Origin of the sequence: Streptomyces niphimycinicus (genome assembly GCF_018883605.1) — a bacterium.
Taxonomy (GTDB): Bacteria; Actinomycetota; Actinomycetes; order Streptomycetales; family Streptomycetaceae; genus Streptomyces; species Streptomyces niphimycinicus.
In genome coordinates this window covers 1-14338 of sequence record NZ_JAHLEM010000591.1, presented here as the reverse complement: position 1 = coordinate 14338, position 14338 = coordinate 1, and the positions used below count along the sequence as shown (strand labels likewise).

The following is a 14338-nucleotide window of genomic DNA, read 5'->3' as shown; positions in this document are numbered from 1 at the left end:
ACTACCGGCCGGTCGTGCTCGACGGATCCGCCGCCCGCCGCCCGTTCCTGTGGCGGCGGCCGGAGCTGACGGGCCGCCGGATCGCGCTGGTGAACGTGTTCGGCACCCATCCGGTGGAGCCGGTCGACGGATACTGCCTCAGCTATCCGATGCGGGCCACCGTGCGGGCATGCCATCCGCGCAATCTGCCGGTGCTGCTGGCCCGCGAGGGGGTGCGGCCGGTGCACGATGTCACCGTCTGGTTCACCGGCGGCCCGAAGGACCCGTTCGTCTCCGGTGTCCTGAACGCCGACCGGCAGCGCGCCGACGCGGCCCTGGCGATGCTGGACGGCCGGGTCGGTGACCGCCCGGACCTGACCGTCCTCAACCTCACCGCCATCGACCGGCTCTCGCACGTCTACTGGCAGGAGACCGAGCCGGGCAGCCCGGTCCCCGAGGCCGACCAGGCGGTGCTGCGCGCCTACCAACTGGCCGACCGGGTGCTCGGCCAACTGCTGGAGCGGCTCGACGACCACACCAGCCTGCTGGCGTTCTCCGAGATCGGATTCGGGCCGCTGCGCTCCTACCGGTCGGTCAACGACGTACTGGCGGCGGCCGGGCTGCTCACCCTCGGCCCGGACGGCACGCCCGACTGGTCGCGGACGACCGCGTTCGAGGCGGTGCAGGGCGCGCAGGGCGTCAACCTCAACCTCGCGGGCCGCTACCGGGACGGCACCGTCCGCCCCGCCGACCGCGCCCGCGTGCTGGCCGAGGTCGCCGCCGTCCTGGAGGAGCACATCAACCCGGCGACCGGCACCCGGTTCCTCACCCGCGCCATCCCGCGCGAGGAGTTGCACGCAGGCCCGGCCGCCGACGCCGCGCCCGACCTCGTACTCGACCCGGCCGACTGGCGGTATCTGCCGCTCGGCGACCCGTTCTGGTCCGGCCGCACCAACCGGATGCTCCAGAGCGGCTGGCACCGGCGCGACTCCTACTGGGCCGGGGCGGGCGCGGCGTTCACCGCCGGGCGCGGCGGCCCGGCCCGGCCGCCGGACATCGCACCGACGCTGCTCGCGATGCTCGGCCTGGACCCCGCCCCCGACCTGCCCGGTACGGCCCTGACCGCCCCCGCGCTCCGACCGGCCCCGGCGGGTGCCTCATGACCGGCACCCTCCTGCCCCTGGCGGTGACCCTCGACGCCGATGGCGGCGCCTGCGTCGCGGGCCTGGACCTGGACGGCCGCTGGATCCGCCCCGAGCCCGTCACCGCCGAACAGGTGGGCCCCGAGGGTCCCTACGCGTTCTTCCAGCCCGTCCGGATCGGCCTCGGCCCCAGCACCGAGCCGGACGCCCGCCCCGAGGACCGTGCCGTCATCGCGCCGCCCCGGCCCGCCGGCCCGGCCCTCGACCCCGCGATGCGCGAGCACCTGCTCAAGGACACCGCCGACGCGACCGTGGAGCAGGCGTTCGCGGGCGAGCGCAGCGCCGGTCTGGTGGCCGCCGAGGTGCGCCGGATCCACGGGCGGCGCTCCACCGGCGGCCGCTCCTTCCTGCGGCTGGAGTTCACCGACGCCTCCGGCGCCGAGCACGACTGGATCGTGCGCGACGCCCGGCTGGTCCGCGCGTTCCCGGCGCCGCTGGAGGAGCCGCTGCCGGACCTGGCGGGGCCCTGCTTTCTGTCCATCGGCCTGACCAAGCCGAACGGCCGGTTCCCCGGGCGGTTCCGGGGCTGCCATCCCCTCGTGGTGGGGGTTCTTTCCGAAAGGGGTGACGTGAGTGGCTTCGGCGCTGCGCGACCTTGAGAACGACACGGTGCAGGTGCTGCGCGAGGTGCGCGGCCGGTTCACCAACCCGGCCCTGCTGTGGTCGATGGGCAAGGACTCGACCACGCTGCTGTGGCTGGTCCGCAAGGCGTTCTTCGGGGACGTGCCCTTCCCCGTCATCCACATCGACACCTCCTACAAGTTCCGGCAGATGTACGAGTTCCGCGACCGCTGGTCCCGCGAGTGGGGCCTGGACCTGCGGGTGCACCGCAACGAGAAGGCGCTGGCGGCCGGGATGGGCCCCACCGCCGCCACCAAGCTCGAATGCTGCACGGCCCTGAAGACCAACGCCCTCCAGGAGGCCCTGGAGGCCGGCGGACACGACGCCGTACTGCTCGGCATCCGCGGGGACGAGCACGGAGTGCGCGCCAAGGAGCGGGTCTTCAGCCCCAGGGACCGGTCCTTCGGCTGGGACTACCGCAACCAGCCGGCCGAATTCTGGGACCTGCGGCAGGCCGCGGTGGACGAGGGCGGCCATATGCGCGTCCACCCGATGCTCTCCTGGCGGGAGATCGACATCTGGGAGTACGTGCAGCAGGAGGGTATCCCCGTCCCCGACCTGTACTTCGCGAACGGCGGGAACCGCTACCGGTCGATCGGCTGCGAGTGCTGCTGCTCGCCGGTGCGCAGCGACGCCGGGACGGTCACCGACGTGGTCATCGAGGTCCGCCGCTCCCGCGAAGGCGAGCGCGCGGGCCGGGCGCAGGACAAGGAAGACGCGGCGGCGATGGAGAAGCTCCGCGCCCTCGGATATATGTGAGGCGGCATCAGTGACGACACCCGTACTGCCCGAGGGGGGACCGACCCCCGCAGCCACCGCCCGTGACGCCGACACCCTGCGGGTTGCGTTCGTGGGGGAGGTGGACCACGGCAAGTCCACCCTGCTCGGCCGGCTCCTGCTGGACACCGGCAGCGTCACCACCGACCGGCTGGAGGTGCCCGTCGCGGACGGCGGGCTGGCGTTCCTGCTCGACGGGCTGACCGAGGAGCGCGCCGACCTGTTCACCCTCGACACCGCCAGCGCCGTCCTGGAGACCGGAAGCCGCCGGTATGTGCTGATCGACGTGCCCGGCCACGCCGAACTGCTCGTCAACATGGCGACCGGGGCGTCCCGCGCGGAGGCCGCCGTGATCGTGGTGGACTGCCGGGAGCGCGCCGCCGAGCAGACCCGGCGGCATATGCGGGTCCTGGCGATGATGGGCGTCACCGCCGTCGTCTGCGCCATCACCAAGATGGATCTCGCCGGCTGGGCGGAAGCGGAATTCCACACCGCCGCCCGGCAGGTGGCCGCACTCGCCGACGAGATCGGCCTGACGCTGGTGGCCGCCGTCCCGGTCAGCGCGATGACCGGCGACAACGTCACCGCCGCCAGTACCCGGCTGCCCTGGTACGCGGGCCGTCCGCTGCTCGACACCCTCGCCGACCTGACCCCCTGGGGCGACGGCGGCGCGCCGCTGCGGGTCGAGGCCCAGGACGTGGTCGAAGGGCGGGTGCTGGCCCGGGTGCTCAGCGGTGCACTGCGCACCGGGGACCGGCTGGTCGCACCCGGCGAGGACGCCCGCACCGCCCTGCGCATCGAGCGCTTCGGGGAGCCGCCCCAGGAGTCGGCCGCCACCGGCGACAACATCGGGCTGGTGCTGTCCGGGCCGCCCTGTGCGCCGGGCACTTTGCTGGCACCCTCCGACCGGCGGCCGCTGCGCGGCGACCGGTGGCGGGTGCGCGTGCTGTGCACCGCCGAGGACGGGTTCGCCGAGGGCGCCCGGTGCACCCTGCGCCGGGCCGGTGCCGACCTGACCGGCCGTATCGCCCGGGTGGAGCGCCACTGGGACAGCGCCCGGCGCGCCCCGGCCGCGACCGACCGGGGCCCGGTCCGGTTCAGCGAGGTCGCCGAGCTGACCGTGCTGCTCGACCGGCCCGCCGACGGCGACGACGTACGGGTGTGCGCGCCGCTGGGCCGCTTCATGCTCACCGACGGCGCGGCCCGCATCCTCGGCCTGGGCATCGTGGACGAGATCGCGGGGGAGGACCGGCGATGAGCGCGATGGTGATCGGCCTGGACGGCGTCCCGTACTGGCTGCTGCGCGATCTGGCCGGCCAGGGCGTCATGCCGAAGACCGCGGGCCTGCTGCCGCAGGGGAGCCTGCGCGCCATGAGCGCGCCCGTTCCGGAGATCAGCTCCACCTCCTGGGCCAGCTTCCTCACCGGGACCGACCCCGGCACCCACGGCATCTACGGATTCGTGGACCTGCGGCCCGGCACCTATCGCACGTACTTCCCGGGCTACGGCCATCTGAAGGCCCCGCCGCTGTGGGAGGCGGTCGACCGCGACGGTGGCCGCAGCGTGATCATGAACGTGCCGAGCACCTACCCCGCGCCGCCCCTGCGCGGCACGCTGGTGTCCGGCTTCGTGGCCCCCGACTTCGACCGCGCCGTGTACCCGCCCGAGCTGCGCGGGCCGCTGCGCGCCCTGGACTACCAGCTCGACGTCGAGGTCGGCGATGTGACCGCCGACCCGGACGGGTTCCTGGACCGGGCGGAGGCCGCCCTCGCCGCCCGCCGCGCCGCCTTCACCCACGTCCTGTCCGACGGCTGGGACCTGGCGGTGTGCGTCATCACCGAAACCGACCGCGTCCACCACTTCCTGTGGAGTTCGCTCACCGACCCCGCCGCCCGGCTCCACGGGCGCGTCCTCGACTTCTACCGAAGGGTGGACGAGGCCGTGGCGGAGCTGGCCGACCGTGCCGGGGACGGTGCGCTGTTCCTCGTCAGCGACCACGGCTTCGGCCCGGCGCACACCCAGTTCTATCTGAACGCCTGGCTGCGGCGGGCCGGGTATCTCGCACTGCCGCCCGGCGCCGAGTCCCTGGAGGAGATCGACGAGCGCACCCGGGCGTTCGCGCTCGACCCCGGCCGTATCCACCTCAACACCGCCGACCGCTTCCCCCGCGGCGGACCGCCCACCGACCCCGGCGAACTCACCGCGCGGCTGCTCGCCCTGCGGCTCACCGAGGACGGCCGGATCGCCGAGGGCGGCCCCGGCACCCCCGTCGTCTCCGAGGTGCTCTCCGGGCCGAAGACCTACGCCGGACCGTACGCGGACCACGCCCCCGACCTGGTCGTGATGCCCGCCCCCGGCGTACAGATCCGGGGCGCCTGGGCCACCGACCAGCTCATCGGGGACGCCCCGCTGACCGGCACCCACACCCGCCCCGACGCCACCTTCTGGTGCCGGGGCGACCAGGGCACCGACCCCCTGCATATGCGAGACGTGGCGCCGACCGTCCTGGCCTCCCTGGGCATCGACCCGCCACCCGGAACCGAGGGCACCGACGTGCGGGTCATGCGGCCTGGGAACGAGGAGGACATCCGATGCTGACGTCCGGGAAAGAGCTGGGGCTCCAGCCCCGGGAGAAGCCGGGGCACTTCGAGATAGCGCTCGACGCCAGGATCACCGACCCGGCCGCGTTCCGGGTGAGCTTCGTGATCCTGCTCGACGGCGACCTGGTGATGTCCCCCGAGCACCTCGGCGTCGCCTATATGGCCGCGACGCTGCGCGCTGCGGGCTTCTCCTGCGAGATCCGCGAGGCCGAGCACGGCCGCCACCAGGAGGTCGTGGACGCCATCGCGGCCTACGCCCCGGGCCTGGTGTGCTTCACGCTGATGAGCCTGAACGTGCCGAGCTGCGTGGAGTTCTGCGCGGCCCTGCGCAAGGAGATGCCCGAGGTGGTCATCGCCTGCGGCGGCCCCGCCGGGACGTTCACCGGCACCGATGTGCTGCGGGTCAACCCGCACGCCGACATCGTCGCGGTCGGCGAGGGCGAGCCCATCATCCTGGACCTCGCCCAGCGGCTCGCCCTCGGCGAGGACATCGCAGGCTGCCCCGGCATCGGCTACCGGGATGAGGACGGCGGATACCGGCAGAACCCGGCCCGCCCGCTCGTCCACAACCTGGAGGTGCTGCCGTACCCGGTCCGCGATCAGCTCATCGCCCACGGCAACAAGCTCGAGTACGTCCGGGTCAGCACCAGCCGCGGCTGCGTCGCCCGCTGCACCTTCTGCTCGGCCCCCAACCTCGGCAACCGCGTCCAGGCGGGCAAGGCATGGCGCGGGGTCGGCCCCGGCTATGTCCTGGACGAGGTGGAACAGCTCGTCCGCGACCACCGGTTCCGCACCTTCGACTTCATCGACTCCACCTTCGAGGACCCCGACGGCGGCCGGGTCGGCAAAAAACGCGTCCGCGCCATCGCCGAGGGCATCCTCGACCGCGGCCTCGACATCTACTACAACGTCTGCATGCGCGCCGAGAACTGGTCCGACTGTGCCGAGGACCACGACCTGCTCGACCTGCTCGTCCGCAGCGGCCTGGAGAAGGTCAACGTCGGCATCGAATCCGGCGTTCCCGAAGAGCTGCTGCTGTGGGAGAAGCGCGCCACCGTCGAGGACAACATCACCATCATCCGGCTGCTGCGCGAGCACGGCATCTATCTGGCCATGGGGTTCATTCCGTTCCACCCCTACGCCACGGTCGAGACCCTGACCCGGAACGCCGACTTCCTGCGCGAGCACGCCGGGCACAACCTGCGCCGGCTCACCGAGCGGCTGGAGGTCTACCCGGGCACCTCCATCGCCCGCAAGCTCGCGGACGACGGCCTGCTCGGCGACCGATACGAGGACAACCTCGACCCCTACGACTACCGCCACAGCGATGAGCGGGTCGAGCGGCTCGCCGTCCACTTCGCCTCGCTCTACAACGACGAGGACTACCACAAGCGCGGCGTCATCACCGATCAGTCGGCGGTGTTCGAGTTCGAGACGTTCAACGTCGTCGTGCAGACCTTCGTCTCCCGGCTCTACCGCCGCTTCCACGCCCTTCCGGGGGCGATGGAGGTCCTGGAGCGGTTCAAGGACTTCCTGCACGAGACCCGCCAGGACATGGGGCGGCAGAACCACGAGTTCTTCATGGAGAACCTCGACGACGTCCTCACCGACCGCCTGGACCACGCCAAGCGCCGCCGCCAACTGGAGCAGATCGAGGCCCGCTTCCGCTCCTGCATCGACCGCATCCGCGCCGAGCAACTGCGCGTCGGGATGCGGCTGCACCGCTTCGGCGCGGACGTCACCGCCATCAGCTCCAGCCTCCCGCCGGTGACCCCCGGCGGCGCGCCCCGCTCGTACAACGGGGGTGCCCCCACGTGGTGACCCACCGGACCGCCGACGTCGCGGTCTGCACGCTGCGCACGCACACGCTGCCCGCGCGGCTGGCCGGCCATCCCCGGGTGGCGGTCGCGGCCCCGCTGGCCACCGCCAACCTGGGGATCGAGGAGCTCGTCCGGGGAGCCCTCGCCCGTCCGGCGGTCCGGCATCTGGTGGTGTGCGGGCACGACTCCCGGCTGTTCCACCCCGGCCAGAGCCTGCTGGCGCTGGCCGCCCACGGCACCGCCCCGGACGGCACCATCATCGGAGCCCACGGCCACCGGGCCCATCTCCCCAATCTGCGGCCGCCCGTCGTCGCCGCCTTCCGCCGCCGGATCGCCGTCCACGACCTGCGCGGCCAGGACGACCCGGCCGCCGTGCTGGCCGCCGTCGACGCCCTGCCCCGCCACGCCGACGACGCGGGCGATGTGCAGGGTGGGGACGGTGTCCTGGGGGAGGAACTGGCGGCCAGCACACCCCGGTTGGTGCCGCTGGCCGCGGTCGGCCGGGTCCGGCCGATCGCCTCGGCCGGAGCCGGCTGCTTCGTCATCTCCCTGGACCGCCCGGCCGGCCGGATCGTGCTCCGGCACTACGGCGAGGACCTGGCGAGCGGGCATGAACTGCGCAGCCGCAGCGCGACCGCCCTCACCCTCGCGGCCGTCGCCCACGGACTCACCGACGACCCCGCCCACGCGGGCTACCTGGGCGGTGAACTGGCCAAGGCCGAGACCGCGCTGCGGCTGGGCCTCGCCTACGTCCAGGACCGCCCGCTCGACTCCCGGTCCGCCGATCCGGCCCCTTCCCGCCACTGGGCCGGCCCGGCGACCGCCGAACCCCCCAAGGGAGTAGCCCTGTGACCGCTGAAACGACGGCGCCCGCCCCGGCGGCGGCCCCCCCAAGCCTCAGCCGTCGGCTGTGGGTCTTCGGCGGCATCCTTCTCGGGATGCTGCTGTCCACCCTGGACCAGTCCGTCGTCGCCGCGGCACTGCCGAGCGTCGTGCACGACGTGGGCGGGCTCGAGCACTTCGCCTGGGTGTTCACCGGGTACGGGCTCACGCTCAGCATCACCACCATCGTCGGCGGCAAGCTCGGCGACCTGTTCGGCCACCGCCTGGTGTACCTCGGCGGCGTCGTGGTGTTCATCGCCGGGTCGATGCTGTGCGGACTGGCCGGGAACATGAGCCAGTTGATCGCCTTCCGGGTGATCCAGGGCATCGGCGGCGGCGCGCTGGTCGTCGCCTCCTTCTCCCTCATCGGCCAGTTGTTCGAGCCCGCCGAGCGCGCCAAGTACGCCGGGTACTCCACCAGCGTGTTCGCCGTCGCCAGCGTCGCGGGCCCGCTCGTCGGCGGCGCCGTCACCGACGCGATCGGCTGGCGCTGGGTGTTCTACGTCAATCTGCCGCTCGGCCTGGTCACCCTCGCCGTGGTGGCGTTCCTGCTGCCGACCGCCGCCACCCGCGGCCGACCGAAGATCGACTACCCGGGTGCGGCACTGCTGGCGGCCCTGTCGGTCTGTGTGGCGCTGCTGGCGGGGCGCGTCGGCAGCCTGGACGAGGTGCTGTCCACGCGCGGTATCGCGCTGATCGTCGCGATCGTCGTGCTCATCCCCGCGTGGATCGTGGTGGAGCGGCGCGCGGCCGAACCGATGATCCCGCTCAGCCTGTTCCGCAACTCCACCTTCGTCCTGTCGAACACGATCACCATGCTGGCCGGGTTCGCGATCCTCGCCACCGTCAACTTCCTGCCGCTCTTCCTCCAGGCCGCCTCGGGCGCGTCGGCCGTCACCTCCGGTCTGCTGCTGATCCCGATGATGTTCGGCCTGCTCATCGCCTCCACCCTGGTCGGCCGCCGGATCGCCGAGACCAAGAAATACCGCTGGTTCCCGGTGGCCAGCATGGCCGTCGCCGCGGTGGCGTCGTATCTGCTGTCCACCATGGACGCGGACACACCCTGGCCCCTCGTGGTGGCGTACTCGGTGCTGCTCGGCGTCGGCTCCGGCCTGTCGATGCAGGTGTTCATAGTGGCCGTGCAGAGCTGCGCACCGCCCGCCCAGATCGGCGCGGTGACCGCGACGGTCACCTACGCGCGGCTGGTCGGGGCCTCCTTCGGGATCTCGGCGTTCGGCGCGGTGTTCTCCGCACGGCTGGCCACCGAACTGCCCCGGCACGTGCCCGGCGACAGCGCCCGGTCCATGACGAACCTGACCGCCGACGCACTCGACAAACTCCCCGGCGACCTGCGGCACGGCTTCACCGAGGCGTACGCCGACTCGCTGGGCACCGTCTTCTTCGTCGCGGTCCCCGTTCTGCTGCTCGCTCTCGTACTGTCGCTCGCGATGCGCGACCGCGCGTTGGGAGAGTGAGGAGCGGCCCTATGGAGAGCGATCTGAGGCAGATCCCCGGCGTCGGCAAGGCCGTCGAGGGCGACCTGCACGGCATGGGCATCCACCGCGTCGAGGAACTCGTCGGCCAGGACCCCGAGGAACTGTACGACCGGCTGATGCTCGAACAGGGGGCTTATGTGGACCGCTGCATGCTCTACGTCTTCCGGTGCGCCGTCTACTACGCCGAGGGCGGCAGGGAGCCGGAGAAGCTCCGTTGGTGGAACTGGAAGGACTCGAAGACACCATGACCGTCATATCCGCCGTGCCCACCCTCCCGGTGGGCGCGCTGTTCAGCCAGACCCGCCGCGAGTTCGCCTCCTGGTACTCACGGCTGTGGGGGCCGCTGGGGGCGCTCGCCACCGGTGTCTCCCGGCCCAGCCCGGGGGAGCGGGTCCTGGACGCCTGCTGCGGCTCCGGCGCGTCGGCCCTGCCCGCCGCCCGCGCCGTCGGTGCCGCCGGCCATGTCGACGCCGTCGACATGGCCGGCGCCCTGCTGGACCAGGGCCGGGCCGAGGCGGACCGGCAAGGGCTCGCCCATCTGCGGTTCCACCGCGGCGATGTCACCGCATGGCGCGCGGACGCCCCCTACGACCTCGTCCAGTGCTGCTACGGCGTGTTCTTCTTCCCCGACATGGACGCCGGGGCCCGGCATCTGGTGAAACTGCTGCGCCCCGGCGGCCGGATAGCCCTCAGCACCTGGGTCGGCGGCGGAATGGACAGCATGGTCCGCCGCGCCCGCGAGGCCGCCTCCGCGATCCGCCCGCTGCCCGCACCGCCGACCGCCCCCGACCCGCGCACCCGAGTGGACTCCGCCGACGGACTCGCCGCCTGGCTGCGCTCCTTCGGCCTCGTGGACGTCGCGGTGCACCGGGTCGACTACCGCGTCCCGCTGCTCGGCGACGACGCCTGGATGTTCCTGCTCGGCGCCGCGCCCCGCCGCTTTGTGCTCGGCATGGACGAACAGCAGCTCGGCCGCGTCCGGGACCGGCTGCACGCCGACATGGCCGCCGCCGGCCACTCCCACCTCGACGCCAGCAGCCTCATCGCCGTCGGCGTCCGGCCCCGATAGCCCTCCGGATGCCACCGCCCGTGGATAGGCTCGCACCGTGAAACCCGACGACGTCACCGCGCACTGCCTCGCCCTGCCCGGCGCGGCCGAGGACTTCCCCTTCGGCGACTCACCGCCCGTCTACCGCGTCGGCGGCAAGATCTTCGCGATCCTCAGCGAGGGCGCGGTACCGCCTCGCGTCAGCGTGAAGCTGCCGCCCGACGAGGTCCTCGCGATGCGCGCCCAGCACCCGGACACCGTGCTGCCCGGCTACCACCTCAACAAGCGGCACTGGGTCACCGTGCTGCTGAGCGGGGGCCTGGAGGCCGAAGAGGTGCGCGAACTGCTCGGGCAGTCCTACGAGATCGTGGTGGCGTCGCTGCCCCGCCGGCTGCGCCCCGCCTGACGCTCCGTTCGCCCCGCCCGGCGCCTGGGGCTCACTCGCCCCACTTCAGGTAGATCACGGGCTGCTCGCGGAACGGGAGCTGCCGCAGCGTCATATGGTCGAGGCCGAGGGTCTCGCGGATCGCGGCGGTCACCCCGGGCCACCGGGGATGCCCGAGCTCATCGAAAGCCACGATGCCGCCCTTGGCGAGATGGGGCCGGATCGCCCGGAGCACCTCACGCAGATGGTCCACCCCGTTGCCGGGGACGGCGAACCTGCCGACGGCCGCACTCGGGCTCATCTGGTCGATTTCCCAGAGGTATGTGTCGAGAACGCGTCGGTAGTAGTTCTCGTCGCCGGTCCAGGACGGGCCGTCGCCTTCGACTCGACGCGTCCGTGGCTGCTCTCGGAGAGGAACTCCAGCGCCTGCTCACGGACGGCGGTTACCGGCTGGCCGCGAAAGACGTCGCCGGTCGGCTTCGCAGCGAATACCGCCCGGAGGCCGCCGCCCGGATCATCGCCGAACTCGTCGGCTGAGCGGGACTCGTCGGCTGAGCGGAACTGGCCGCCTGGCGGGACCGGTCGCCCGATCAGTTCAGGAAGCAGCTCTGCGAGAGCGCGGTGTCGGACGCCTGGTGGTTCACTCCGTCCGACGCCGCGCTGGTGCCGTCCGGCGCGGGCAGGCCGGAGGCCCGGTGGCTGTCGTAGTCGCCCGGGCCGTAGAGGAACAGCAGGGGCGCCTTGGCGGCGTCGGCGTTCTGCACCCGCATCCGGATGCGCTCCAGCTCACCCGCGATGATCTCCTCGCGGCGGCGCGGCGAGGACGACCGCCGGATCCGCGCCCTGAGGTCGGCCAGGAAACCCTGACGCGCCAGGGTGTCGGGGGTGGAGCCGATGGCCGCGGAGGACTCGCCGTCCGTCACCGAGGCCCAGTGCACCAGGGGCCGGCGCGACCAGGAATCCGGCCGGAGATAGGGCAGCAGTGCCGTGACCAGTTCGCCCGCCGACCAGCTCATCCGGTGGATCTTGTGGTTTCCCGGGTCGCGGGTGTTGAGGACGCTGAGGGTGAGAACGCCGCCGCCGTCCGCGGGGGCGGGAGCGTGGGCGAGCATCGCCAGCAGCCGCCCGATCGCGGTCACCTCACATATATAGGCGCCGTTCTCATTGGTCAGCGGGACGGCCTCCGGGCCGGTCTGGATGCGGCCGCGCCCGTCGAGCGGCGAGAGGTCGGCGATGTGCTGACCGACCGAGAGCGTATTCGGTGTCGCGCAGAGCACCTGGCCCATCCCGGGGGTGGGCTGTGCGGCGTCCACGCGGCGGAGCGGGACACAGCCCGTCCCGAGGAACAGATCGACCAGCCGCCCCGTGGGCACGGACGGAATCACCGGCCGCACCTCGCCGCGCAGCCGATCCACGAATCGGTCGCCGAGCTTGCGGTAGTCCAGGGAGAAGTCGAACGCGAGCCGCCCGCCCACCGCGTGATACAGGGCCAGCGCGGCGGGAGGCAGGAACTCCTCGGGGTCTGCGGTGATTTTGGCGTGCATGCGCCGCGCCGCCGCGCGCCCGATGCCATGGACCATCTTGCCGTCGAAGATCGAGAGTGAGAAGGTCACCGACCCCGGCCCGGAGGCCGGCAGCGCGTGCAGCCGCTCGGCGACGGCCTGAGCGAAGCGCAGATCGGCTTCCCCTTCCGCGCTGAGTCCCTCGGGCGGCGTGAGCAGTGTGCGCTCGCTGAAGGGGTCGTAGATCCCCGACCCGAACCAGGCGTTGGTCCCGTCCGAGCAGAGCGGGACACCCACGGTAACGACGCAGGACCAGCCGGCGGCGACCGCGTCCGCGAGCGCCTGGGCGGTCGCCTCAGGGTCCCGCTCCGAGCCGGTCGAGGGGAACGGGCCGACCGAAGCGGCCTCCGCCCCCGATTCCTGTTCCGACACGCCCGCATCCCCCCTGCACCTTGGCGGACATCAAGAGGCCGCCTTCCGGAACACCGACGACACTGGCAGGCGGATGTGGCGACTCTAGGCCCCTTTGTTGACTAAAGTCAAGGCACGGGAGAGGCGGCTGGTCCTTCGCCGGGACCCCTCCTGGGCGGTCCCGGATAATCTTCCGAGGCAAACCGAACAAACGTTGACAATCACTATAGTCATCGAATCTTATGGTCTGAGTCGGGCCGGGCGGCAGCCGCCCGGCCGGCGGTGTCGGAGCCGCAGGCGACCCGCGGCACTCCGCACCCGCACCCGCACCCGCATCCGGTCATCGCCCACCGCCGAGAGGTCAGCATGAAGGCCCTGTCCCGCCACGCCACAGCCATCCGCCCGTCTCCCACCCTGTCGCTGAACGCACGCCTCAACGAACGCGTGCGGGCGGGCGAGCGGGTGCTGAACCTGTGCGTCGGAGAGCCCGACTTCGCCATGCCGGAGGGAGGCCGCACCGCCGCGCTGCACGCCCTCGCGGCGGGTGTCGACCGCTACACCGATGTCGCCGGGCTGCCCGAGTTACGCGCCCGCGTCCAGCGCAAGCTCCATGAGCAGAACGGCCTGGACGTCGGGCCGGACCAGATCGTGGTGTCGGCCGGGGCCAAGCACGCGCTGTACAACGCGTTCTTCGTGCTGTGCGAGGCGGGCGACGAGGTGATCGTCCCGGCTCCCTACTGGGTGACCTACCCCGAGCAGGTGCGGGCGGTCGGCGCGACTCCCGTGATCGTGCCGACCCACGCCGACACCGCGTACAAGCTCACCGCCGCACGGCTCGAGGAGGCCATCACCGCGCGCACCAAGGCCATCGTCCTCAACAGCCCAGGCAACCCGACCGGTGCGACCTACACCGAGCGGGAGCTGGCCGAACTCGCCGCGGTCGTCGAGCGGTACGACCTGTATGTGGTCGAGGACCTCATCTACGAGCACTTCTTCTACCAGGAGGGCACCGCGCCCAGCATGACGGCGTTCCCCGCCCTGCGGGAGCGCACCGTGCTGGTCAACGGGGTGTCCAAGTCATGCGCGATGACGGGCTGGCGGGTCGGCTACACGGTGGCGTCCCCCGAGATCAGCGCCCTCGTCCGGCGCATCCAGAGCCAGTGCACCTCGAACGTGGCCGCCATCGCACAGCATGCGGCGCTCGGCGCGCTCGACGACGTGCCGTGGCGGCTGCTGGCCGGGTATCGCGAACGGCGCGACGCCGCCCACGCCCGGCTGACCGCGATCGACGGCATCGAATGCCCGCTGCCCACCGGGGCGTTCTACCTCTTCCCGGATATCTCCCGGCTCCTCGGCGGCGACCACGGCGGACGGCCACTGGCCACGGCCGACGACTTCTGCGACCGGCTCCTGGAAACCACCGGCGTGGGCCTGGTCCCCGGGACCGCCTTCGGCGCGCCCGGACACGTCCGCATCACCTATGCGACGGACCCGGCGGTGGTCGCGGAGGGGCTGGACCGGCTGGGAGCGTTCGCCCGTGAGATCCGTCGTACGACCGTCGGTTCGCGGGGCTGACCCCCTGCCCCGGGCCGTGCGAGGCCGGGACCGGGCGGCG

At 72.5% G+C, this 14338-nt stretch carries 15 protein-coding genes; 13 read left to right on the top strand and 2 right to left on the bottom strand.

Annotated elements, in window-relative coordinates; genetic code table 11:
- The 11 genes from KN815_RS37080 to KN815_RS37030 all read left to right on the top strand — a co-directional run.
- A partial coding sequence (locus KN815_RS37080; protein ID WP_216346238.1) for an alkaline phosphatase family protein occupies positions 1-1142 on the top strand: 1142 nt, incomplete at its 5' end.
- Positions 1139-1780, top strand: coding sequence for a hypothetical protein (locus KN815_RS37075; RefSeq protein WP_216346237.1), 642 nt, complete (start codon positions 1139-1141; stop codon positions 1778-1780). The genes KN815_RS37080 and KN815_RS37075, both read left to right, overlap by 4 nt.
- The gene (cysD, locus tag KN815_RS37070; RefSeq protein WP_216346236.1) at positions 1755-2561 is read left to right on the top strand and encodes a sulfate adenylyltransferase subunit CysD; all 807 of its coding nucleotides are present in this window, start codon (positions 1755-1757) and stop codon (positions 2559-2561) included. The genes KN815_RS37075 and cysD overlap by 26 nt, the downstream gene beginning before the upstream one ends.
- A gap of 10 nt (positions 2562-2571) precedes the next feature.
- Entirely contained in the window at positions 2572-3837 is a 1266-nt protein-coding gene (locus KN815_RS37065; protein ID WP_216346235.1) for a GTP-binding protein, read from the top strand.
- Entirely contained in the window at positions 3834-5177 is a 1344-nt protein-coding gene (locus KN815_RS37060) for an alkaline phosphatase family protein (protein ID WP_216346234.1), read from the top strand. The genes KN815_RS37065 and KN815_RS37060 overlap by 4 nt, the downstream gene beginning before the upstream one ends.
- Positions 5171-7000, top strand: a complete 1830-nt coding sequence (locus tag KN815_RS37055) for a B12-binding domain-containing radical SAM protein (protein ID WP_216346233.1) — start codon at positions 5171-5173, stop codon at positions 6998-7000. Before KN815_RS37060 ends, KN815_RS37055 begins: the two co-directional genes overlap by 7 nt.
- Positions 6994-7851, top strand: coding sequence for a DUF4346 domain-containing protein (locus KN815_RS37050; protein WP_216346232.1), 858 nt, complete (start codon positions 6994-6996; stop codon positions 7849-7851). Before KN815_RS37055 ends, KN815_RS37050 begins: the two co-directional genes overlap by 7 nt.
- On the top strand, positions 7848-9356 hold the full coding sequence (locus tag KN815_RS37045; protein ID WP_216346231.1) for an MDR family MFS transporter: 1509 nt from the start codon (positions 7848-7850) through the stop codon (positions 9354-9356). Before KN815_RS37050 ends, KN815_RS37045 begins: the two co-directional genes overlap by 4 nt.
- Positions 9357-9367: 11 nt before the next feature.
- On the top strand, positions 9368-9625 hold the full coding sequence (locus KN815_RS37040; protein ID WP_059145788.1) for a helix-hairpin-helix domain-containing protein: 258 nt from the start codon (positions 9368-9370) through the stop codon (positions 9623-9625).
- Positions 9622-10446 carry a class I SAM-dependent methyltransferase gene (locus KN815_RS37035; RefSeq protein WP_216346230.1) on the top strand — a complete coding sequence of 275 codons (825 nt, stop codon included), beginning with the start codon at positions 9622-9624 and terminating at the stop codon, positions 10444-10446. The genes KN815_RS37040 and KN815_RS37035 overlap by 4 nt, the downstream gene beginning before the upstream one ends.
- Before the next feature lie 37 nt (positions 10447-10483).
- Complete coding sequence (locus KN815_RS37030) at positions 10484-10831, top strand: MmcQ/YjbR family DNA-binding protein (protein WP_216346229.1); 348 nt, start codon at positions 10484-10486, stop codon at positions 10829-10831.
- A gap of 31 nt (positions 10832-10862) precedes the next feature.
- Here the strand turns inward: KN815_RS37030 and KN815_RS37025 are convergent, their stop codons facing one another.
- Positions 10863-11111: a hypothetical protein gene (locus KN815_RS37025; RefSeq protein ID WP_253209470.1), complete on the bottom strand. Its 249-nt coding sequence runs from the start codon at positions 11109-11111 to the stop codon at positions 10863-10865.
- Positions 11112-11206: 95 nt separating this feature from the next.
- Between KN815_RS37025 and KN815_RS37020 the strand changes: the two genes are divergently transcribed.
- Positions 11207-11347, top strand: a complete 141-nt coding sequence (locus KN815_RS37020) for a hypothetical protein (RefSeq protein ID WP_216346228.1) — start codon at positions 11207-11209, stop codon at positions 11345-11347.
- Between the two features lie 53 nt (positions 11348-11400).
- Here the strand turns inward: KN815_RS37020 and KN815_RS37015 are convergent, their stop codons facing one another.
- Positions 11401-12744: a hypothetical protein gene (locus KN815_RS37015; protein ID WP_216346227.1), complete on the bottom strand. Its 1344-nt coding sequence runs from the start codon at positions 12742-12744 to the stop codon at positions 11401-11403.
- Positions 12745-13089: 345 nt separating this feature from the next.
- On the opposite strand from KN815_RS37015, the gene KN815_RS37010 reads away from it, so the two are divergent.
- Positions 13090-14298 carry a pyridoxal phosphate-dependent aminotransferase gene (locus KN815_RS37010; RefSeq protein ID WP_216346226.1) on the top strand — a complete coding sequence of 403 codons (1209 nt, stop codon included), beginning with the start codon at positions 13090-13092 and terminating at the stop codon, positions 14296-14298.
- The last annotated feature ends 40 nt before the right edge of the window (positions 14299-14338 follow it).